The organism is Mesorhizobium sp. (genome assembly GCF_024509055.1).
Lineage (GTDB): Bacteria > Pseudomonadota > Alphaproteobacteria > Rhizobiales > Rhizobiaceae > Mesorhizobium.
Genome location: NZ_JANINM010000290.1, coordinates 1 through 2,118, shown reverse-complemented (window position 1 = coordinate 2,118; position 2,118 = coordinate 1). Strand labels below are relative to the sequence as shown.

The window sequence follows — 2,118 nt, the reverse complement described above, 5'->3', positions numbered from 1 at the left end:
TCCTTCGCCAGCGGGATGATCTTTTCCTTGAACGGCGTCAGCCCGCCATCGGCGAAGGCCCCGATGATCACCTTCTTGCCGGCAGCCTTGGCCGGCATGGGCAAGCCGAGGGTCGTCAGCGCCGTGCTGGCGAGCGCAAGGCCAAGCCCGCCCTTGATGATGGAGCGTCGAGTAAGTCTGCTGGAATGCGTCATTTCTCTCTCCCATTGCTGTTGACCCGATGGACGGCGGTCAGGCCGGCCGCGTTGAAGAAACAAGCGTTCGCGGGGTCGAAGGCGACGCCGATATTTTCGCCGACCGCGCCGCGGAAATCGCGGCCGGCCCGCACCGAGACGTTGCCGCCTTCGAGGCGGACGTTGACCAGCGTCTCGTTGCCCATGGGCTCGACGACATAGATCTCGCCGGGCAGGGCATTCATCGCGTCCGGTTGGGCGACGAGGCAGTCTTCCGGGCGCAGCCCGATCTCGACGATCCCGGCGCGGCGGCATGCCTCGAGCCGTGCCGGGTCAAGCGGTACGGTCCTGCCGCCGGCGACCACGCCTTGCTCGGCAAGCCCGGCCGGCAGGATGTTCATCGGCGGGTTGCCGACGAAGGTGGCGACGAAGCGGTTTGCCGGACGGTCGTAGATCTCGATCGGCGGGGCCATCTGCTGCAGCTCGCCGCCATGCATGACGGCGACGAGGTCGGCCATCGTCAGCGCCTCGACCTGGTCGTGGGTGACGTAGATGGTGGTGGCGCTGAGGCGCTGGCAAAGCCGCTTGATCTCGCCGCGCATGGTGAGCCGCAGCCGTGCGTCGAGATTGGACAGCGGCTCGTCCATCAGGAAGGCCGCCGGGTCGCGCACGATGGCGCGGGCCAGCGCCACGCGCTGCCTCTGGCCACCGGAAAGCTGGCGTGGCCGGCGGTCGAGCAGATGGCCGATTTCGAGGATGGCGGCGACTTCGCCGATCTTGGCCTTGCGCTCGGCCTCGGGCGTGCCGCGTATCCACAGCGGATAGCCGATGTTGTCGGCGACCGTCATCTGCGGATAGAGCGCGTAGCTCTGGAAGACCATTGCGATGTCGCGGTCGCGCGGTTGCAGCCGGGTGACGTCGCGCTCGCCGATGAACACCTTGCCGGCGGTCGGCATGTCCAGCCCGGCCAGGAGGCGCAGCGCCGTCGTCTTGCCGCAGCCCGAAGGACCGAGAAGGGCGAGGAACTTGTGATCCGGCACGGCGAGGTCGAGCGATCGCAGCACGTTGAGTGCGCCGAAATTCTTGACCACGCTCTTGAAGACTACCGACCCCATTCCCCCAGCACCCCTGCCTTACTCAAGCCCCGCGCTCATGCACGTAGAAACCGGCATCTTGCGCCAGCTTCTTCAGGTTGCGGTAGCCCATGGTGGCATAGGTCAGCGGATGCGCCTTGGCCGGGTCCTGCTCGGCCTCGACCACCAGCCAGCCGGAATAGCCCTTGTCGGCGAGGATATTGAGCAGCGTCGCATAGTCGATCGCGCCGTCGCCCGGCACGGTGAAGATGCCTTCCATCACCGCGCCCATGAAGCTCATGTCGGTGTCGCGCGCCTTCTTCAGCATCGCCGGGCGCACATCCTTGCAATGCACATGCACGACGCGGCCGACATGCCGGCGCAACAGCCTCTCCGGATCGCCGCCGGAAAAGGCGCAATGGCCGGTATCGTAGAGCAGCCCGACCGCCGTGCCGGTGGTCTGCATCAGCCTGTCGATCTCCGCATCGGTCTCGACGATGGTGCCCATGTGATGGTGGAAAGCCATGCCGACGCCGAAGTCGGCGAAGCGTTCGGCGAGCCGTGTGATCTTTTCCCCATAGGGCTTCCACTCATCCGCCGCGAGCTTCGGCCGTTGCGAGATCGGATCGTGGATCGCGCCGTGCCTGCCGCGCGAGGTGTCGGCATAGACGACCTGCCTGGCGCCGAGGTCGCGCAACAGCATCAGATGCGGCCGGATAGCCTCGAACTCTTCCTCTGCATCCCGCTCGCAGATGCGGCCGTCATACCAGCCGGACACCAGGGCCAGCCCGTAATGGTCGAGGATGGGTCGGAGCAGGCGGCTGTCGCGCGGGAACTTGCCGCCAAGCTCGGTGCCGGCATAGCCGGCCTGC

3 protein-coding genes are annotated in these 2,118 nt (G+C 66.7%); all 3 read right to left on the bottom strand.

The genetic code is table 11. The features are described 5' to 3' along the window. A partial coding sequence (locus Q0L57_RS13190; protein WP_296743272.1) for a hypothetical protein occupies positions 1 to 194 on the bottom strand: 194 nt, incomplete at its 3' end. Beyond that, positions 191 to 1,288 carry an ABC transporter ATP-binding protein gene (locus Q0L57_RS13185; RefSeq protein ID WP_296743271.1) on the bottom strand — a complete coding sequence of 366 codons (1,098 nt, stop codon included), beginning with the start codon at positions 1,286 to 1,288 and terminating at the stop codon, positions 191 to 193. The genes Q0L57_RS13185 and Q0L57_RS13190, both read right to left, overlap by 4 nt. Before the next feature lie 22 nt (positions 1,289 to 1,310). Further along, positions 1,311 to 2,118 (bottom strand): myo-inosose-2 dehydratase (gene iolE / locus Q0L57_RS13180; RefSeq protein ID WP_296743269.1); only part of this gene is annotated, 808 nt, incomplete at its 5' end.

Excerpts from the sequence above, each read along its gene's own strand:
- Q0L57_RS13185 (WP_296743271.1), bottom strand. The coding sequence starts at position 1,288 with ATGGGGTCGGTAGTCTTCAAGAGCGTGGTCAAGAATTTCGGCGCACTC.